A 19,905-nucleotide genomic window follows, 5' to 3' on the forward strand; every position below is an offset into this window, starting at 1 on the left:
TTCCGTTTTAATCCGGACACTATTTCCGGCATAAACCAGCCATTTTTCCACTAACTCCGGAATCACTGTCCGGTTAAGCGGAAACCCTGTCCGGTTACTCCGGAATATCCCTCTTTTCTCTTTTAAATCAATCACTCACTATTCTTGTTATGCATATTAACGTAGCAAGGAAGTGATAATGCCGAAAAAGAGAACATCTATGACAAACATCAAAGAGGTATTACGCCTTAAATATGAGTGCCATCTGTCGACCAGAAAGATCGCTTCCTGCACGAAAGTAAGTCGTTCAACCATCTCAGAAATACTGACCCGTTTTGAGCAAAGCGCAATGAGTTGGCCTCTCCCTGAAAGCTGCTCTGATACTGAACTGGCTCAGACTCTCTATCGTGACAAAACAATCAGCGACACAAAGGTGATGCCGGACTTCGCCCAGTGCTTTGTCGAACTGAAACGTAAGGGCATGAGCAAACATCTGCTGTGGGAAGAGTATCTGGCTGAATATCAGGAGAGAGCTTATCGTTACAGCCAGTTCTGCGAGCATTACACTCGTTGGTTAAAGAAGCAGAAACGCAGTATGCGTCAGAGCCACCTGGCCGGTGACAAACTGTTCATCGACTACTGTGGACCAACCATCCCGGTGGTAAACCCTGAAACCGGAGAAATCCGCAACGCTCAGATCTTCGTGGCGACGTTAGGTGCGTCCAACTACACCTATGTTGAAGCCTGTGAAAGCCAGCGACTTGAGCACTGGCTGGAAGCTCATGCCAATGCCTTTGAACACTTCGGCGGCGTTCCGGCGTTGCTTGTACCTGATAACCTAAAATCCGCGGTGACCAAAACGGACCGCTACGAACCCAAGCTCAACGATAGTTACCGCAAGTTGGCGTACCATTACCGCACGGCCGTTATGCCAGCACGCCCTTATAAACCCAAAGATAAAGCCAAGGCTGAGAATGCCGTCCTTATCGTTGAGCGTTGGATCATGATGCGGCTTCGTCACCGAACCTTCCATACCTTCAAAGAGCTAAACCTCTCTATCCGGGAGTTAATGGACTCACTGAACCAAAGACAGATGAAACAACTGGGAGCCAGCCGAAAGGAGCTGTTCGATACTCTGGATAAGCCGGCACTAAAACCTCTCCCCGTACAACGTTATCTCTACACAGAAATCAAACGCGCCAAAGTGGGGCCGGATTATCACATCGAATACAAAAGGCATTATTACTCTGTTCCCCATCAGTTAGTGGGCCAATACGTTGAGCTTGAAGCCACTTCCAGGCTGATACAGATATACCATCAGGGTAATCTGATCTCTCAGCACCCAGCCAGTAAAAAAGAGCATGGGATCAGTACTTATCCGGAGCATATGCCCAGCAATCATCAATATCAAAAATGGTCACCAGAGCGGTTACTTAACTGGGGAGGCCGGATCGGCGCAGCGACACAAGAAGTGGTCAACCGATTACTCATGTCGAAAGCGCATCCTGCGCAAGCCAATCGCAGTTGCCTTGGGCTTCTCAACCTGACGAAAAAATACGGTGACGCTCGCTTAGAGCAGGCATGTAAAGATGCTCTGATGGTGAACAAACCCTATCTCAGGTTCATCAGAAACTTGCTTGAAAATCACCGGGAAGGCCTGTTGTCTTCGACTCCGGAATCCACCCCTGACATCCAACACAGCAATGTGCGCGGACCCAACAGTTATCACTAGGAGAGAATGATGAACACAATAAGCGAACAACTCAAATCACTGCGTCTGAGCCATGCCGCCTCGGCTCTGGAGCAACAACAAGAGCAGTTATCGACCTATGCAGAGCTGAGCTTCGAAGAGCGGTTAAGCCTGCTGCTTGAAAGCGAAGTGTTGGGACGAAATCAGGCCAAAATCCAACGCCTGAAGTGGCAAGCTAAACTCCGGGTCGATGCTCTGCCAAGTCAGATTATCTACAAAGAAGGACGAGGACTTAAGCGTACTCAAATGAGTGAGCTATTAACCGGGAGCTACTTGCACAAAAAACAAAACGTTCTGATCACCGGACCGACGGGAGCAGGAAAAACCTACGTTGCCTGTGCGCTTGCAGCTCAAGCTTGCGACCAGCTCTACAGTGTCCGTTATCACAGGCTCAGCCGTTTACTTGATGACCTGAGTTCAGGTCGCCTTGACGGGACTTACCAAAAGCAACTTCTGGCTCTGTCGAGAAAACAACTTCTGATCTTGGATGACTGGGGAATGGAAAAGTTGAGTCCGGATCATGCGGGTCACTTGCTGGAGCTTCTGGAGGATCGTTATCAAACCAGCAGCACCATTATGATAAGCCAGCTTCCGGTTAAAGAATGGTACAACATGATAGGCAATGCCACGGTTGCTGACGCCTTATTGGATAGGTTAATCCACAACAGTCACCGAATAGAACTCGGAGGAGAATCAATGAGAAAACTGGCGCAATCCGGACAGGTAGAGTAAAAATAGGGTTAGAGAAAAGTTAGGGATATGAGGCGTCCGGTTAAACCGGAGCCGGTGTCCGGAATCACCGGAATACGCACTACTTACAGTTTCAAAGGGATTAGGGGATATTACATGCTACTGCGTTATGCATCACGCAAGCCCATCACATTCAGCAAAATTACTAAACACAAAACGCTTGCGGTGGTGACTTAGAGCCCTGAAAAATTTTTATTTCGCGCGAGTTGGCATCGTTTGTCTCTAGAGCAAACCAGAAAGAACCTAATGTATTATTCTCTAGACAACTTCGGAACGGAGTTTACCTTTTGAATTGCGTCGAACTTGGAAAATCGCTATCTGAGGGTTAATTGAGCGAGCCAAATCTATAACAAGTTCTTTGAACTCGACTTCAACTTCAGTGCCAAGATGTAGCTCTGTTAGTTCTTCTGGGTGGAATGGAAGAGTATTCCAAGGTTTCTCTCCCAAAAAAAGAGGAACGGCTAACCGATATTCATGTGTATTAGTTCCGACTAGATCTGACACTTCAATTTGAAAAGAAGAGAGTTACCCACTTTGATTAAAGGTGCTTAATCACTAATCAAAGACAAAAAGAGGTAACTCTCATGCTTCATACTAGCAATCCAATTATCAAACACAAAGCGGGCCTTCTCAATCTTGCAGAAGAACTCGGTAATGTATCTAGAGCCTGTAAGGTTATGGGGGTATCAAGAGATACTTTCTACCGTTATCAAGAGTTGGTTGAGACGGGGGGTATTGATGCTCTGATTAACCGTAGCCGAAGAGCACCGAATTTGAAGAACCGTGTTGATAGTGAAACTGAGCAAGCCGTTATCAAATACGCCATCGACTTCCCAGCTCATGGACAAGTTAGAACGAGTAATGAATTACGTAAATTGGGAGTGTTTATCTCTCCAAGTGGCGTACGCTCAATCTGGCTTCGCAATGACCTAGAGAACTTCAAGAAACGTCTTATCGCACTGGAGAAACAGGTCGCAGAGAACGGTATTATCCTAACAGACGAGCAAGTTGCGGCTCTTGAGCGTAAGAAGCACGATGATGAGGCTTGTGGTGAGATAGAAACAGCGCATCCAGGTTATCTCGGCTCTCAAGACACATTCTATGTTGGCAACTTGAAAGGTGTTGGTCGCATCTATCAACAAACCTTCGTTGATACCTACAGTAAAGTCGCCTTTGCCAAGCTCTACACAACGAAAACACCAATCACCGCAGCGGATATATTGAATGATAAGGTTCTACCGTTCTTTGAGGCGCATGAACTGCCAATGCTGCGAATCTTGACTGACCGAGGCACTGAATACTGTGGTCGTGTTGAGCAGCACGATTACCAGCTCTACCTAGCCATTAATGATATCGACCACACGAAAACTAAAGCGATGTCACCACAAACAAATGGTATCTGCGAGCGCTTCCACAAGACCATATTGAATGAGTTCTACCAAGTGACATTCAGAAAGAAACTGTATGGTTCTATCGAAGAGTTGCAGAAAGATCTGGACGAATGGATGGACTACTACAACAATCACCGTACTCATCAAGGAAAAATGTGCTGTGGCAGAACGCCGATAGAAACATTAGAGGATGGGAAATCAATCTGGGCTGAAAAGAATCTAGCCCAGATATAATCTGACAGGCACCAAGTCGAAAAGTGGGTAACTGTCAGATCAGGTCTGAATTAGTACAATTCATGCTCCCAACGCCAGTCCAAAGTTTTTGTATAAATTATTGCCGTTATCTTTTCATGTGTAGACGCTTGCCTATCTCCAAATAATGCGTTTTCAATAAACACTTGAGCATTCTTGTATAAGGCGGGTCTATATTCTTGATAATTCACTTGTTTAAAGAGCTGAAACTTTGAGTCTTTTTCAATATTAGGTTCAATTCGTAAGGCAATTCCTTTATGCATCTCTGCATATCTAGTCCACATATATTCTGAATTGAGTGTTGTAGTAACACAAAGCACTCTGTAGTCTTGCATTGATTCATTTAGTTCATCTATAAACCCTTTGGTAAACTTTATTGAAGCTTCAACTTCATTTTCGATCGGCTGTAGCCCCTTAATTTCTGCCAAAAGACTTGGGTCTCGCTTCAATATAGACTGCATTTGAGTAACTTGTTCCTTCATCGGTGATGGGCAAGTAACAGGCGTATTCAAGTTATTAATTAAAACTTCAGGCATAACGTGCGTAAGGTTTAGTAACTCATTTTCCAACTTTCCCTCAAAAATACTTCCAACTGTCAAGTCTTCTAAGTCATTAAAATCAGTAGGTTTTGCAAACTTAAAAGTTCGATTACTTAAGGTTAAACGAGCACCCTCCACTCCTAGATACTTATACAACGGGGGAAGTTTGCCTTTGACATCGATATTCTCTTTTAGGAAACGCCTTACTCTTTTCATCTCTATTTTTCTACCAACTCTTCCCATATCCCCCTCCTTAGCATCTCTCTCGGTAGTCACGAACAACACTCATTATGACAACGTATAACCCAACCAACGCTGTGGAATAATTCTACGAAAAATGTTTAATACTATTAGGAGCTCTAATATGCCCCTTCGCCTCAAGGAGTTTTAAAAAATGGCTGTCAAATTGGGAAAGGCTATTCACGACCAAATCTTGATACGCAACCAAATACTCTACATGTGAATCCGATAATGTCTTCATTGTATCGAGCTGAGAAAAAAGCCAAACAAAATTTACTTTCAGCGTTTTATTAGTAAACCAAAAAGGCATTAACCACTCATCTTCGTCTGACGTCAAAATATGTGATAGAAATTCAAAATTGGTAGTTTGTCCGTTTGTGAGATTAAGATGGTTCTCAATTGCCCTAATGGTTTCTTTAGCTTTGTCTTTTGTGTCTCTTATGACGTTTAATCTTACCTGACTGTCATGCATCTCCCGTTGCAATGTCAGCTGCTTATAGAGCAAATAGATAGTTAAGGCAGTCAAAATCGGAGCATAAATACCACCAAAGGCACTCCCCATTTTTGCCCAATCATCGTGACTATCCCAAATACCGAAACCAAATTGGTATAAGTAAACTAGAATTGGGGAAATGAGTAGTAGTCCAGTACCACCCACCAGAATATATTTCATTAACGTTTTCATATTAAGTGTATTTTTGATCTATCCCTAATCGACTAATACTATCAATTACGTTATTAGTTTCATCAAACTTTTTTGTATATTAGCTCATCATCGATCTTAGAATATTTAAACTCTATTCCACCACACAAACGGCCTTTCCCCTCTCTTCCAAGGTAACCTTTGTCAACAAGCCCTTTTAACAGCGTGCTGCTGAAGTTTGGCGATATATCGCACCGCTCAGAAATTTCCACAGCTGTCACTTTCTCCCCTGCTTTGATCGCGTTAAGAACTTTCAGTTGTGTTTTGCTTGGTTTAACTAGTGCCACTTGATGTGGTGCTATGCGCGCAGCAGTTATAAGCGCCTCGTTTATTGGCTCGTTTTGGCATAAAAACGTCATGTCAGGCTTATCCCCTGTTATTCAGAATTAAAAATAGGTTACCGTTTGATCTGATTGATCATTTGGGTTGTGAAAAGTTATTTAAGTAGAGAACTAAAACAGGTTTGCCAGCACTTTTTTAGCCACAAATGGTAGGTATTTAAGGCTTGTGAGTTCTGTAGTTCGATGTGGGTATGAATGTAAGCTTGGTCTAGTTTGCCCATCGCATGGTTGAGTAGTGTTTCTGCAACGAGATAGTCAATACCAAGGTCAGCCCTGACAGTTCTCGCAATCTTCCCTAAACCATGTGCAGACCATTTAAAAGTTATTATTTTGTTAATACCAAATATAGTGATTACTATTAGATGATGAACCGAGAGGCGATAGTCTTATTGCTCTTTAGAGATAGTGGTCAAAGCTGAAGTAAGCCTCATAACAACACTCCGCGCAGTCTAACTTTGTGGCTGCACAAATATCAGTGAAGGGAACATAAGTTATGCTCAAAGGATTACGAAACTTAACCGTGGTTATTACGCTGGCCGCTGCACCTATTGCGGTTGCTCAAACAATCACAATGACCGATTTAAACACCAATAAAAGCGCGGGTACTATTGAACTCTCTGAAAGCAAATACGGTGTCGTATTTACCCCTTATCTTTCAGGCATCACACCTGGGACACATGGATTCCATGTGCATACAAATCCCTCGTGTGACAGTACACAAAAAGATGGAAAAACTGTGCTAGGCGGCGGTGCTGGCGGTCATTACGACCCCAAAGGCACAGGTAAACATGGATATCCGTGGACAGATGATAATCACTTAGGTGACTTACCTGCGTTATACGTTGGAATGGATAATAAAGCCGTCCAGCCTGTAGTCGCTCCACGTATAAAACTTTCCGACTTAAAAGGCAGAGCTCTGATGATTCACGCTGGTGGTGACAATCATTCTGATATGCCTTCTGCGCTAGGAGGTGGCGGCGCTCGTGTCGTTTGTGGTGTTATAGATTAAGGCGTTAACAACACAAAGGCTTTGCAATAATCGTCGAGGTTGCGTTAGCACCCTCGACAAATTTAAATCTTTATTGCTTCTGGCTTTGATGGCTTATATCCAACAAAACTTGGCAGATATCCTCAAATGTTGGTCGATCCATGATTTCAGGAGCCAAACACTGAGAAACCAGTGTGTCTAAATTATTTCTAACATCTTCAGCTAATTCATCACAGCGCGCTATCAACTCTTCCAACAAACATCCGAATGCTCTTGCCTCTAAACGTTGCAACCTCGCCGCCTGATAAGGTTCTTCTGCATCAAAAAAGGAAGCTGCACCATAGTCACTCAGGAGTGCCTCGCCCGATGGCGTTGTCAGTATGTTGTGAGCATACAAATCGCCATGCATTACACCCTGTTGATGAAGATGATTTACAGCATCCGCAATAGCACCTGCAACTTTAAATAACGCTGAAGTGGAAAACTGCTTGTCTGAGGAATAAACATCACGTGTACAAGATTCAAGACTTGGCGGCTGAGCCAAGTTATTAAACTCATTAGGGATAAGTTCCATTACAAGACCATCTGTACCGGAAGGATGATGCTGAATACGTCCAAGAGTCTGCGTTAAAGCATAATGTTGGCCAGCTTTCATAGTTGAGGCCATCTCGCACATTGGCAAACCATCACTGGTCATTGCGCCTTTAAACAGTTTAACGGCAACCGGATGGCTCACCTCTTCACTAGACAAACTAGCTCGATAGATCAAGCCTGATGCGCCTTCACCGAGCAACTCATTCATATCTAGTTGATGCCAATTAATGCCCGTCATCGAGTATTCTAAAGCTTGTGTTTCCAAACGCTCTGTAAAAGGGTTTCCGGCATAAGCTAGCCAAGTTAACTTGGGCAAAGTGAATATCCACTCAGGCAGAGCTTCAAGCTGGTTCGCTGACATGCGGATCAATTCCAAACGATGGCAGAGAGCTAAAGATTCAGGCAAAGAGGAAAGCTGGTTTCCCGCCAACATCAGTTTCTGCAACCTAGAACATTGTCCAATGTTTTCAGGCAGGGATTGAACACGATTATCCGTCAAAATAAGCCAGCGCAGCTGGGCAGGTAAAGAGGCGGCGGGGACATCTGCAATCTGATTGGATTTAAAACCCACCATACTTAGCGAGTTGCATCGTCCTAGTACTTCGGGTAATTGCGTAAATTGATTCTGTGAACAAAAAATAACTTTGAGATTGATGAGTTGTTCCAGATCATCTGGAAGTGACGAGAGTTGATTCCCTGTCAGGTCAAGAATCTCTAACGTATCCGACAACGAGAAAATTTCGCGAGGAAACTCAGTTAAACCACAGGATAGCTTTAGTCGACGAAGACCTTGTAACTCTCCAGAGCGCAATTGTTCAAGTGTGTGCATTATCAACCCGATCAAAAAGAAACACGCGGTAGCGGCGTTCCTAAATTCAAAAAGTGTTGGATTATAACTTAATCGCTTTGGTTACGTAACACGAAGCAAGCCATCGTAGCGAGAATCAGAACTGACTATTTTGGGTAGAGTTATACAGTAAGGACGAGCAATAGACTGATTTTATAACCCCACCCTTTATCAGACAGTGGTTTCACCGTTTTAGGCTATAACTAGTATCTCCCCATCCCATGGAACACTCCACCGAATAGAGCCATTAGTAACGAAATTATTAGGCTCAAAATAATGAAGGCTGGAATTGAGGCAATGGCAAACTTCACCATAAATACAACCATCGACATAAATGGCATTTTGATATCGACAACCGTCACTTCCTGTTTACCGTTTTCTTGGGACATAGCACTTTCCTTGCAATTAAAAATCAGTGATTACGTTAACGTAATCAGTTTAGTAGTTCTTTGATATAACTACGATTTTCATTTCAGTCAAAATTCAAAAAAATAAATATGGAGATGTGTTGCTTAACAATGCTACAAAGCTGGAGACACAGGGGGAAAGTACCTACAAATAAATACTTACTGAGTGTTTTGTTGATCTATAAACCTTCTTCACGCGATAGCCGTCTCAAAGCTTACATTCTACGTTCAGGTTTTATTAGCTACCAAAGCTCTCAGTGTTCATTTATGTATACTGGCTCAACTGTTCTTATATCTCATTCAATGACTGCAACGCACAGAAAACTAATAGAGAGAAGCGAATGTTCAAAATACTACTCAAAATCGGAGTACTTTTTATCGTCGTCAGTGCGGCTGCCTACTTAGCAAAAATGAACTTCAGCTACTTAACCGAAATAGCACTTATCGATTACATCACCTACAGCGGTATCGTCTCATTGGCTATCGCCTTGCTTGCTTTTGATGGCAATCATCCTTCAAATCAACATTTTCTATCCATGATAGTGCACAGAGAGCTAGTGTCTAAAGTGAATGACCAACAAGATTACGTAAACCAAGTTAGTTTCTCTCTGTCTTTAGGGATAGTCGGTGTGATATTCATTTTCATCAGTGGTGTTATGGCATGGTTAAACTGATTAAATATGTAATTCTGATTAATGCTCTGGCGATGCTGACAGTCTTTGTCCTATCCCATTATGTTGAGCAGTTTAAGACTACTCGGTTCGAAGATTTTCTATTCTATGTTGTGGTCGTAATATGGATTTTTGCAAAGCTGCTTTGGACAGGCGGTATGCACAGTAAAAATACTCGAATCGACGATGCAAAAACCGATAGCGTGTATAGTATGGTCAAAGAGCACAATTTCGAACAAGAAGAGAAACAGCATTACAGACAAAATTATCAAGCAGGTTTCGTGCTGTTTATTGCAGGATTACCAGCTTTGATTATCGCTTTAGCAATGCATTTTCTTTAGGCTCAGTGTATAACTCTCTATACATGTAAGAGGTAAGTATTACTGAGAGACCTAAGTCGTGAAAATAACCGAATTAAAACCCGATCCCCTTGTTTGCCCGTTGTGTGGTAAGCCCAACGCCTGTATCAACTTAGGCGCACTAGATATCAAGAAATCCTGTTGGTGTAACGATCCCGCAATTTCCTTTCCCGAGGAATTGCTTTCGCGAATTCCACCAGAGCTAAGAAGAAAAGCATGCGTCTGTAGAACTTGTGTATTGAACTATCATATAGAGCAAAAACTAGGCTAATTCCCTACTCGTTTATAATTTGATAAAACACAAACGCTATTAAAAAACTGTTTTTCAGGTTGTATAACAACATTATCTCTAGCACCTATAGAATGGATCACGTTGTTTTAATTAAATATAACTTCAATTACAAAACCTCATATCCGCACTATTAAAAATAAGAAATAACCTCGTTAAAAACAGGAGTAAAATAGAGTAATAATTCTAAACCACCCTTTGTAGAATGTTTTAATAAAACCACAATTTTTTAGTGTTTAATTTTAGAGAAAAATATCAATGAGAAAAGCTAAAAACGATTGTAACCAAAAGAAACAAAGTAATACACACACAACAAAACCATTTCATCCAATTGATTTGTATAAAGTTATTAGTTAATCAACCTTAAATCAACCAAGTATTTGCTCTAAAATAATTTCTTTTTTACAAACACAAGCACTAATAAAACACTTGAAGAACAATATGCTACACACATTCATATTTCAAACGTAGATATCTCTATTTCATCAGGATTAACATTTTATCGACATGCGCTTGTGTATTGATGCATATAGGGCGAAACGTTGCAGTTATTTTATTTATCACTTAAATTTAAACAAATAATAAGAAAAATAGATCGTCAGTGTTGTATTTGCATTTTTGTCACATGAGGTGATTTATGTTCGGGATAGTAACAAAGAGCATTAGAGCCAAACTTTCTATATCAATGGGGATTGCTGTTTTATCGCTCATTATCTTATTTCTAACCTACGGCACGCTAACCAAAAAACTAAACAAAGGTGTAGATGATTTTGGTCATCAGTTCCTTCCTTCTGTTTCTTTCGTTTTGAATGCTGACCGAGATTTATATCAAGCTTATGTTGCTCAACTCCATTATTTGCTTAGTCCGGGGCAAGACGATTTAAAAGACTTCAAAGATAATGCTAAGCAAGCTTATGACCGCATGATGAAGTTTAAGAATCTGATGGATGACCACCCAGCAATTACGAGCAAAGTGAATGACTTTGAAAACCGTTTTAGAAAATGGGAGCAGTCGTCGAATGAGTTTTTCAAGCTGGTAGATAATGGTAATACCAAAGAAGCCGAAGCGTTACTTGGTTCAACAGTTTCTGATGATTTCCAGAGTTTAAGAGAGCTCTATGATATTGCCAGTCAAGAGCTAGATTCACAGGCCAACGTCGAAGTAAATGAATTCTCAGAAGAGACTTCAAAGATGCAGCTCTACATGTTGATATTCGTAGCCTTCATCATCATTCTTACTGGTGCACTTAGCTATGTCGTTCCTAAAGTGTTGGTTGGCAGTGTCAATGACCTCACTCGACGTATCAAAGAAATCAGCGAAGGAGATGGTGACTTAACACAGCGCATCAACTCTAAACGCACCGACGAACTGGGTAAGCTGGCTTCGGCATTTGATGACTTTGTGGCTAAGCTACAAACCCTAATTTCTGAAATCTCATCAAGCAGCACGTCGTTGGAAAACAATGCAGTTCAACTTACAAATACTCACGAAAATGCTCAACGCGTAAGTAATGAACAAACGAGAAGCATTGAGCAAATTGCTGCAGCAGTGAATGAATTCAGTGTATCCATTCGCGAAGTGGCAGAACGCACGCTAAGCACAGCGAACGAAACGGATCACACTGCCGAGCTTACCACTCAGGGTATGAAAATCATTGATAACTCGGTGGATGAGATTAACCAACTCGCGAACTCCATCAAAAAGGCCAACCAAGTGATCGAGCAGTTGGCGAGTGAATCAAACAATATCGCTACGGTACTCGAAGTGATTCGTAACATTGCAGAACAAACTAACTTGCTCGCTCTTAATGCCGCAATTGAAGCAGCACGAGCTGGTGAACAAGGCAGAGGATTCGCTGTTGTTGCTGACGAAGTTCGGTCTCTGGCAAGCAAAACACAAAAATCCACTGAAGAAATTCAGAACATGATCGACAAGTTACAAAGTGGTGTGAAAGACGCCGTGAGTTCAATCTTAGATGGTTCAAATCGTGTCGAGAAGAACGTTGAACTCTCAGTGAACATTCAGCAAATGTTCGAATCAATTCAGTCTTCTGCGACGATCGTTAGTGACATGGCAACTCAGATAGCCACGGCAACGGAGCAACAAAGTAGTGTGTCAGAAGAGTTAAGCACCAACCTAGAACACTTAAACGAGCAAAACCGAGTGAGTCAAGGTTTGTCTAACGAGATTAACGAAGTAGCGAAACTGGTAGGCAGTTCAGTTAATAAACTGTCTAAAGATGTGGGCCAATTTAAGGTCGGTTAACCCTCATTCCCGAGCATAGACAAAGGAGCACTTATCTGTGCTCCTTTTCACTTTCTCATCAATAATACTGGTAAAAAATAAGGGATTAGGAAGTATATGTACTTAGTTTCATGGTTATAATGACGTTATCTACCATGTACTAAGGCAAAATGATGAAAGCAAACACACTCTCCCGCAGGTTAAACACTTTGGGGCTACTATTCTCAATGTTTGTTAGCGCCTCTGTTTTTGCAACCGAAGCACCGTCAGTAGAAGCAACTAAACCCGCTAAATCACCGGTTCTTGATGTCAAAGTCAACTCAGTCAATGTTGAGTTAACCACCGTCGGTGAAGCCACTAAACAGTTAGCGGAAGCCATGCAAGCCTTGTCTGGCTCACTGGACACCTTAGCGAAAAGTGATGTAGAACTGTCGCCGGAGAACCAACAAAAGCTATCAGAAATGATTGGTAGTGCTACTCAGTTGACCAACTCTGTGAATACCATGCTGGAGACTATTCCTAACACGGCTCGCGAACTGCCTCAGGTTAACGACTCGTTAGCAGGAATTGCGCTTAGCCTTCAATCCATCAACAACGACGTTATCGAAATGCTGGCTCAGTATCCTGATTTTGTCAGCAACACTGAAAAGCTGTTTGATGTATCCAAAGACCATATTCCAAGCATTTCATTGAATGTGTTGGATAACGTAATGTGGAAACTGATAATTACCCTGATTATCGTGGTGTCTATCATTCTGCTTTTGGCGGTTGGCCTGCCAGTTGCTTTCATTTACGGCGTAGTGGCTAAACCCAAAAAAGCGCTGCTGGACAAACTGGAAGCTAAGCAATAGAAGCATTTAATAAATAGGAATACTGAACGCTAAGGCTGCTTCGTTATAGGTTCCATATTGCGAAGTGGCTTTTTCGGCATGAAGTACTCACAAGCTGCTCTCGTTGCAGAGGTAGGCTGCTCCCATGCACCACACAAATCTTTTTGATTGTCGGGCGTGCGGGAAAATTGTCGGCACTGTCCACATTTGTTCATGTAAGTTGTCTCCTTCAACTCAGCGAAAACTGTGTTTACCTTAGCGTCAACCCACCCACTCTACTTTGATCCAAAACAGACGAAACAGGCTTTGTGTTATTGGAAGAATGGCAACAAAGTAATAACGATAAAAAACGGTGGTCATTGACCACCGTTTGTACTTCAACAACATTTATTTGTTGTTCATCACTCTGCTATTTCGTATCTACCACTCGTTCGATTGCTAGAATCGGAATTTGCTCGGTTTCATCCGATCCGAAAGCGACAAAGCCTTCGCTTGCATTCTCAAGCATCAAGCTTAAAACACCTTGCTTACGAGCCATTTCAACAAGTTCTGTCACGTCTAACTCAACCCACTGTTTCTTGTCTTTGTCACTAATGGTTAGTGCCTGATTGGTTGGCAATGCCGTACCATCAACATCATTCCATGTAACGTAACTTTCATGCCAGTCGGTGTTGTCCAGTTTAAGTAAGTTGATGACTTGCTCTGTCGCACCGCTAAAGTCACGGACATGAAGTTTCAACGTCGCTTTCTTAACTGGCGTATCCGTTAATCGTTCTAAGTTGAACTTAAGCAGTGATTTTAAAGTCTTGGTAACGTTAGCATCTTGCGATTCTTTGTCGGCTATTTGACCAACATACAAATCCCAGCGAGAAACGATATCGAAGTTTTCATCTGCATAGCGACCGCCCTGAACTTCCGTATCCGCTTCGGCCAGCAGGTCAAATTTATTTTGACTCGCTAACTCTTTCTGTTGCTGTACTAACATTGAATGACGATGCGTGTCATCAATCTTCTCATCCCAAGCAAACGTCAGTGTTTTTCCAGTTTCCGCCTCACCACCCGGCGTCAGAACTGAATGTGTTACGTTGCCATACTTAGCAGACATCAGCGTCAGCTCAAGCGGAGCAAAACTTTGACCTGGAGTGGACACGCTCAATATCGGCTTGTCACCGCTTTCATCAAGGATAAGCACAGATGGAAGGTTAGCTTTAACAACCGCTCCTCCACCCAGTTCTACTTCCCCTGCTTGATGGAAAACAATGCCCGTCACATTAAGGCCTTTATGTGTGACTGCTTGAAGTTTCTCATTGTTTACCAGAACCGATACCGGAATGTCCGAAGCATAAACCGCGACTTGTTCAACATTTGTTCCCGGAACAACAATGTACTGATAGTTTTGATTTTCGGGCTTGGAGCCATGACTGATCGACAAAGCAAACACTTCTTTACTTACTGATTCCGGCTTATTTGCGGTACGAATCGAGCTCCAATCACCAGTTTGTGTCTGATTGGAAAGCTTACCATGCCAGTGTTCAGGGAGCACATAACCTACGTTGTCGTGGTGAACCCATTTAGTGTCAGTAAGCGCACGTTGCCCATGTTCAATCGTCTTGCCATCAACCGTAACCTGCCCATTGAGCAGAACTTGGTTAACAGAGGTATTGACGTTTTCATGGTTGGTTGAATAGATACCTGCGCCAAGTGCAACCACTTCGTCCGAGAAACTAAACCAAGCTTTCTTGGCTTTTGTTCTTCCTTTCCCTTCACCGTACTTGTAGAAATTTGGCTGAGTTGAATGGGCCGTTTCTGCATGGCGTATGTTGATATCCATATCCATTACGGTAACGCCAAACTTGCCGTTAGACACGCCACCAACAAATGACACATCTGGCTGCATAATGCGTCCCCAATCTGCGGCTTGTCCTACGTATTCAGGAGCAGTAACTCCCGGTACAAGTGTCCAGTCCCAGACAGGAAAGATGTTGTGATACTCGTTACCACGTTGCAACAGGAAGGTACTACCGAATCCCAGCCAGAATCCTTTCAAGTTTTCGCCATTCCCCGCTTCGGCAGGTTCAACACGTTGCGAGTTCATACCGATACTGAACATATGCCCATCGGCAGATTTCACTGAATAGTCACTGCGCCAGAAGTGCTTAAAACCATTCAAGCCTGAACCGACATCTCCAAACTCATGGCGTTTAAAGTTTTCCGCATCCTGAGCGCGTTCTGGAGCCCATTTCGCAATCAAATCCATAGGTGTGTTTTCAGGAAGAGCCTTTGCTGCCTCCGCCATGTATTCAGTGGCTTTGACTCGGCTAATGCCTCGACTCATTGTGTTGTAGTCCCACTGTCCATGACGTTTAGACCAACGCTGTCCATCCATCATGTACGACACGAGAATCTCTGTTTTTTCTGCCGAAAACTGCCATGGTAAGCCATCCACAAAGCTCGCCCATTTGGCTGCGGCACCAAACCATACCGGACCGTAACCCGAGGTATAAAGCTGTGGACCGTGCTGATGGAACGAATAATCGTGTTGAATACCGTCTGCCGTGCTAACCGTTATAGTGTCTTCAATGTCTGAAATAGCTTTGCCGACCATTTCGGCATCTCCGGTGAGTAAACCTCTGTTTAACACTGCCAAAGCAATATCTGTTCTGTTCGCCGCTTTCGGGATCGGGCTGTTAGGGTTATTTGGCGAGTAATTTGGAGTGTCAGGCAAATAGCGAGCAATACGTTCTAATAGAGCGCCATCTAAAGCATCTTTAGCCATCACCGCACTGTAACCTATGCGTTTGGGAATACCGATGTCGTGCCACCACCAGTTCCAGCTTTTCGGATCTGCATCTAACCAATATGTGAGTGCATTACTCACCGCTTTACCCAGTTCCTGTGTCGGATTTTTATTGTACTGTGCCGCTAGGACAACTAATCGATCCAAATGCAAGCTCGGCTGCCAGCCCGGCTTTTCAACTTGTTGATAATTGACATCCACCCATGAGCCTTGCTCGGAAATCGAAGCCAAATATTCATCACTCAACTCTGCCAGATTCTTGCCCTGCTTCTTTGCTGAAGCTTCTGAACTTGCAACGAAATCAGGTATCACCCTTTGCTTCAGTGTTGCAAAATCTTGAGCGTTCGCTTTTCTCTCCTTGCGCTCAGTTGCATTATCTTGAGTCACTTGGGTAGCGTCATTTACATTCTTTTGAGCCTCAGAGGAGGAAGCACTCTCTTTACAACCCATCACCGCCATTAACGAAATAGCTAAAAGTGAATATTTAAAAGTTTTCACGTTTTATCCTTATTTATTAACCAGTTGATAAACTGGAGCGCATCATAAAAAGGAAGCTAAACCGTACGTTACTTACTCTTTGGTTTTCTGAGACAGATTATGAAAATTGGTTAGGTGTTCAATGAATAACTGCGAAGCATATTCAATCAAAATCAGTATTGCCAAGTTAGCCATGCAGTATTAGTTTGATTGCATAAAATGCGGTTTCACAGCTCACACCCTTGATGAATAATGTGTGCAAGAAAGCCCTTAATGAACATAAACTTATACGATTCGGTTAAATCTTGAACTTCTACGGAGCCTGTTATGAAATCACTCGGCGCATTGTTGCTCCTACTTCCTCTGCTCGTTGCTTGTGCTCCTGAAGATAGCTCACAAGCTCTCGGGACTTTAGAACGAGACAGAGTAACGTTCTCTGCCACCAGCAATGAAATCATCAGAGAGCTTCCAGTGAAGGAAGGTAGCCAAGTAAAAATAGGCGACATCTTGGTTAGGTTAGATAGTACCAGCCAAGAAGCGATGCTTGCCCAAGCCATTGCCCAGCAAGCAAAAGCCAATGCTTATCTGACCAAACTGACCAATGGTGAACGACCAGAAGATATCGCGGTAGCGCAAGCTAAAGTCACCTTAGCAACGGCAAAATTGACTGAAGCCAACAAAAACTATCGCCGAAAAGCAGAACTGGTGTCGAAAAATCTCATCAGCGAATCTGAAAAAGATACAGCCCTGTCTGCCAGAGATTCAGCCAGAGCCGAACTAGACTCGGCGAAAGAAGAATTTGCAAAACTCACCGCAGGTGCTCGCGTAGAAGATATTGAGCAGGCGAAAGCTGAACTTGATGCAGCGATTGCTAACTCTGCTGTGCAACAACAGAAACTCGACGAACTGACCATTGTATCTACCCGTGATGGTGTGCTTGATAATCTGCCATACAACTTAGGGGAACGGGTTTCTGTCGGCAGTATCGTTGCTGTTGTGCAAGCCGACAATTCGCCGTTTGCTCGTGTATACGTACCAGAACCTTATCGGGTTAATTTAACACAGGGAACAAAGTTACAAGTGCATGTGGATGGTGTAGAACAAACCTACCAAGGCACTGTGCGCTGGATAGCGAATGAACCTTCATTTACGCCCTACTATGCGCTGACAGAAAATGAACGTGCGCGATTAATGTATCTGGCAGAAATTGATTTATCCGATGATGCGCAAAACTTGCCATCAGGCATTCCCGCTGAAGTAGATTTGCCCTAGGAGCGATGATGACGGAATACGCAATTCACGCAGAGCAAGTCGTTAAAAAATTTGGCGATTTTACGGCAATAGAAGGCATCAATCTAAGCGTTCCTAAAGGCAGTATATATGGTTTTTTGGGCCCAAATGGATGCGGTAAATCAACCACCATCCGAGTGCTTACTGGCTTGCTCAGCCCGACTTCTGGTTCTGTTAATGTTTTGGGCTTAGAGATCCCAAGACAATCAGAACAATTACGTTTGAAAATTGGTTATATGACGCAAAAATTTTCTCTCTACGATGAACTCACCGTTGAGGAAAATTTGCAGTTTATGGGGCAGATTTTTGGTATGAACCGAAAAGCGCTCACACAACGAACCAACGAACAATTGAAAACTTACGGCTTAGACGAACGTAGAAAGCAGCGCGTATCAAGTATGAGTGGCGGACAAAAACAACGTCTCGCTCTCGCAGCAGCCACTATGCATAATCCTGAGTTACTGTTTCTGGATGAACCGACCTCTGCTGTTGACCCTGAAAACCGCCGCGAGTTTTGGGAACAGCTATTTGATCTCTCCTCTCAAGGAACAACCATTCTAGTCACTACCCATTACATGGATGAAGCGGAACGCTGCCATAGGCTTGCGATTATGGAGTCAGGTGAAATTCGCGCTGATGACGAGCCGGAAAAGCTGATGCAGCAAATGGGCGTAAATATTGTTGAAGTAAAAGCGCCGAATCTTCGCAAACTCAAAGAATCGTTAATATCATATCCGCAAGTTCGCTCAGCAGCGCAACTTGGTGTTCGATTGCGTGTGCTTATTCATCGCGAAGTCACCCATCCAATCGAATGGCTCAAATCCGTTGAACCGAGCTTAGCCAACGCCGAACTGACAATTGCCCGCCCTAGCTTGGAAGATGTATTTGTCTCAGTCACAGGAAAAGGCCGCCAATGAATAGTCTGTTTCGAATGAAAGCTGTAATGATCAAGGAACTGCGCCAGTTATCCCGTGACCGTATCACGTTTGGCATGGTGGTCATGATTCCTCTGATTCAGTTGTTGTTATTTGGGTTTGCCATTAATACGGATGTTCGCAACATCCCCGTTGCTGTCGTCGACCAAAGTCAGAGCGCATTTGGACGTTTGCTTACAGAATCAATCAAAGCGACACAAGTGGTCACAGTAACTAAGCAGTACCCAACCGCCAAACATGCAGAGCAAGCCATTGAACAAGGTGAGGTTCGTGCGGCTTTGATCTTGCCAAAAGACTTACTTCAACGTTTGCAGCAAGGCAGAGAATTGGGACAGTGGCTGGTCGATGGTTCGGACACCATTATCGCAGGATCTATCATGGGCCTTAGAGCCATGCCGCTTACTGATTTTGATTTCAAAATCAAACCCGCAAGCACGCCCACATTTGAGGTGACTTTGCTGTATAACCCGAGTCGCCGCTCGGCTGTCAATATTGTCCCCGGTCTTTTAGGCGTCATATTGACCATGACAATGATCCTGTTTACCAGCGCCGCAATTGTACGAGAAAGAGAACGAGGCAATTTGGAACTGCTGATCACAACGCCGATACACCCTATCGAACTGATGGTTGCGAAAATTGTTCCGTATATCTTTGTTGGTCTGATTCAGGTTTTTATCATTCTCGGCTTAGGGCATTACATTTTTGCAGTGCCAATTAACGGTGATATCAGCCAGATTTTATTTGGTACCTTATTGTTTATTTCCGCGAGTTTAACCCTCGGGCTGATGATTTCAACGCTGGCAAGTACTCAACTTCAAGCCATGCAGATGACGGTGTTTATCCTCCTGCCTTCCATTTTGCTTTCGGGTTTTATGTTTCCATATGAGGGCATGCCCGTCGCTGCGCAATGGATATCGGAAGTATTACCGGCAACCCATTTTATGCGCTTGATTCGGGGAATTGTGTTAAGAGGAGCAGATTTGACAGACCTCTGGAAAGACACGCTTTGGCTGGCAGGATTTACTTTATTAGGGCTGATTATCGCGTCTTTGAGATTCAAAAAATCCTTGGATTAGCGCGAAGAATTATGTTGTGAGAATCTGTCGCAACTCATAATTGATTGAAGCTTGCATGGTGTCTCAAACAACTTTGTGAACGATTACGCATTAGAAAAAATATGGGAGGATCTGCGTTGACTAAAAAATAAGCAGATCCTAACTTTTTTAATGGT

At 43.3% G+C, this 19,905-nt stretch carries 19 protein-coding genes; 12 read left to right on the plus strand and 7 right to left on the minus strand.

Annotated elements, in window-relative coordinates; translation table 11 throughout:
- Positions 1 to 178 precede the first annotated feature (178 nt).
- Both istA and istB read left to right on the plus strand, forming a co-directional pair.
- Positions 179 to 1,711 carry an IS21 family transposase gene (istA, locus tag AAGA51_RS08770; RefSeq protein ID WP_337165989.1) on the plus strand — a complete coding sequence of 511 codons (1,533 nt, stop codon included), beginning with the start codon at positions 179 to 181 and terminating at the stop codon, positions 1,709 to 1,711.
- Between the two features lie 9 nt (positions 1,712 to 1,720).
- The gene (gene istB, locus AAGA51_RS08775; RefSeq protein WP_337165987.1) at positions 1,721 to 2,461 is read left to right on the plus strand and encodes an IS21-like element helper ATPase IstB; all 741 of its coding nucleotides are present in this window, start codon (positions 1,721 to 1,723) and stop codon (positions 2,459 to 2,461) included.
- Positions 2,462 to 2,737: 276 nt separating this feature from the next.
- Here the strand turns inward: istB and AAGA51_RS08780 are convergent, their stop codons facing one another.
- Positions 2,738 to 2,983: a hypothetical protein gene (locus AAGA51_RS08780; RefSeq protein ID WP_342291453.1), complete on the minus strand. Its 246-nt coding sequence runs from the start codon at positions 2,981 to 2,983 to the stop codon at positions 2,738 to 2,740.
- An 80-nt stretch (positions 2,984 to 3,063) separates the two neighbouring features.
- Here AAGA51_RS08780 and AAGA51_RS08785 point away from each other — a divergent pair, with 80 nt between their 5' ends.
- Positions 3,064 to 4,104, plus strand: coding sequence for an IS481-like element ISVvu4 family transposase (locus AAGA51_RS08785; protein ID WP_000903432.1), 1,041 nt, complete (start codon positions 3,064 to 3,066; stop codon positions 4,102 to 4,104).
- Between the two features lie 50 nt (positions 4,105 to 4,154).
- Here AAGA51_RS08785 and AAGA51_RS08790 read toward each other — a convergent pair whose 3' ends face one another.
- The 3 genes from AAGA51_RS08790 to AAGA51_RS08800 form a co-directional block, all read right to left on the minus strand.
- Positions 4,155 to 4,904 carry a DUF2971 domain-containing protein gene (locus AAGA51_RS08790; protein ID WP_342291454.1) on the minus strand — a complete coding sequence of 250 codons (750 nt, stop codon included), beginning with the start codon at positions 4,902 to 4,904 and terminating at the stop codon, positions 4,155 to 4,157.
- Positions 4,905 to 4,989: 85 nt separating this feature from the next.
- Entirely contained in the window at positions 4,990 to 5,574 is a 585-nt protein-coding gene (locus AAGA51_RS08795; RefSeq protein ID WP_042482157.1) for a hypothetical protein, read from the minus strand.
- A gap of 74 nt (positions 5,575 to 5,648) precedes the next feature.
- Positions 5,649 to 5,963 carry a MarR family transcriptional regulator gene (locus tag AAGA51_RS08800; RefSeq protein WP_042482156.1) on the minus strand — a complete coding sequence of 105 codons (315 nt, stop codon included), beginning with the start codon at positions 5,961 to 5,963 and terminating at the stop codon, positions 5,649 to 5,651.
- Positions 5,964 to 6,438: 475 nt separating this feature from the next.
- Between AAGA51_RS08800 and AAGA51_RS08805 the strand changes: the two genes are divergently transcribed.
- The gene (locus AAGA51_RS08805) at positions 6,439 to 6,954 is read left to right on the plus strand and encodes a superoxide dismutase family protein (RefSeq protein WP_042482153.1); all 516 of its coding nucleotides are present in this window, start codon (positions 6,439 to 6,441) and stop codon (positions 6,952 to 6,954) included.
- A gap of 70 nt (positions 6,955 to 7,024) precedes the next feature.
- Here the strand turns inward: AAGA51_RS08805 and AAGA51_RS08810 are convergent, their stop codons facing one another.
- Complete coding sequence (locus AAGA51_RS08810; protein ID WP_042482152.1) at positions 7,025 to 8,356, minus strand: leucine-rich repeat-containing protein kinase family protein; 1,332 nt, start codon at positions 8,354 to 8,356, stop codon at positions 7,025 to 7,027.
- Between the two features lie 221 nt (positions 8,357 to 8,577).
- Positions 8,578 to 8,763 carry a hypothetical protein gene (locus AAGA51_RS08815; protein ID WP_042482150.1) on the minus strand — a complete coding sequence of 62 codons (186 nt, stop codon included), beginning with the start codon at positions 8,761 to 8,763 and terminating at the stop codon, positions 8,578 to 8,580.
- Between the two features lie 359 nt (positions 8,764 to 9,122).
- On the opposite strand from AAGA51_RS08815, the gene AAGA51_RS08820 reads away from it, so the two are divergent.
- The 5 genes from AAGA51_RS08820 (at position 9,123) to AAGA51_RS08840 (ending at position 13,196) form a co-directional block, all read left to right on the plus strand.
- Complete coding sequence (locus AAGA51_RS08820) at positions 9,123 to 9,455, plus strand: hypothetical protein (RefSeq protein ID WP_042482149.1); 333 nt, start codon at positions 9,123 to 9,125, stop codon at positions 9,453 to 9,455.
- Positions 9,443 to 9,793 (plus strand): hypothetical protein, encoded by a 351-nt coding sequence (locus AAGA51_RS08825; protein ID WP_042482147.1) that lies wholly within the window; start codon positions 9,443 to 9,445, stop codon positions 9,791 to 9,793. Before AAGA51_RS08820 ends, AAGA51_RS08825 begins: the two co-directional genes overlap by 13 nt.
- Before the next feature lie 58 nt (positions 9,794 to 9,851).
- Positions 9,852 to 10,082, plus strand: a complete 231-nt coding sequence (locus AAGA51_RS08830; protein WP_081878664.1) for a cysteine-rich CWC family protein — start codon at positions 9,852 to 9,854, stop codon at positions 10,080 to 10,082.
- Positions 10,083 to 10,737: 655 nt separating this feature from the next.
- The gene (locus AAGA51_RS08835; protein ID WP_081878663.1) at positions 10,738 to 12,366 is read left to right on the plus strand and encodes a methyl-accepting chemotaxis protein; all 1,629 of its coding nucleotides are present in this window, start codon (positions 10,738 to 10,740) and stop codon (positions 12,364 to 12,366) included.
- A gap of 206 nt (positions 12,367 to 12,572) precedes the next feature.
- Positions 12,573 to 13,196 carry a hypothetical protein gene (locus AAGA51_RS08840; protein ID WP_217995496.1) on the plus strand — a complete coding sequence of 208 codons (624 nt, stop codon included), beginning with the start codon at positions 12,573 to 12,575 and terminating at the stop codon, positions 13,194 to 13,196.
- Between the two features lie 388 nt (positions 13,197 to 13,584).
- Here the strand turns inward: AAGA51_RS08840 and AAGA51_RS08845 are convergent, their stop codons facing one another.
- Positions 13,585 to 16,470, minus strand: a complete 2,886-nt coding sequence (locus AAGA51_RS08845; RefSeq protein ID WP_052404562.1) for a polysaccharide lyase family 8 super-sandwich domain-containing protein — start codon at positions 16,468 to 16,470, stop codon at positions 13,585 to 13,587.
- Positions 16,471 to 16,776: 306 nt separating this feature from the next.
- Here AAGA51_RS08845 and AAGA51_RS08850 point away from each other — a divergent pair, with 306 nt between their 5' ends.
- Genes AAGA51_RS08850 through AAGA51_RS08860 form a run of 3 tightly spaced genes read left to right on the plus strand, consistent with a single transcriptional unit; the run spans position 16,777 to position 19,750 of the window.
- Positions 16,777 to 17,721 (plus strand): HlyD family secretion protein, encoded by a 945-nt coding sequence (locus AAGA51_RS08850; RefSeq protein ID WP_042482140.1) that lies wholly within the window; start codon positions 16,777 to 16,779, stop codon positions 17,719 to 17,721.
- A gap of 8 nt (positions 17,722 to 17,729) precedes the next feature.
- On the plus strand, positions 17,730 to 18,656 hold the full coding sequence (locus AAGA51_RS08855; protein WP_042482138.1) for an ABC transporter ATP-binding protein: 927 nt from the start codon (positions 17,730 to 17,732) through the stop codon (positions 18,654 to 18,656).
- Positions 18,653 to 19,750, plus strand: coding sequence for an ABC transporter permease (locus AAGA51_RS08860; RefSeq protein WP_042482136.1), 1,098 nt, complete (start codon positions 18,653 to 18,655; stop codon positions 19,748 to 19,750). Before AAGA51_RS08855 ends, AAGA51_RS08860 begins: the two co-directional genes overlap by 4 nt.
- The last annotated feature ends 155 nt before the right edge of the window (positions 19,751 to 19,905 follow it).

Origin of the sequence: Vibrio diazotrophicus (assembly GCF_038452265.1) — a bacterium.
GTDB lineage: Bacteria > Pseudomonadota > Gammaproteobacteria > Enterobacterales > Vibrionaceae > Vibrio > Vibrio diazotrophicus.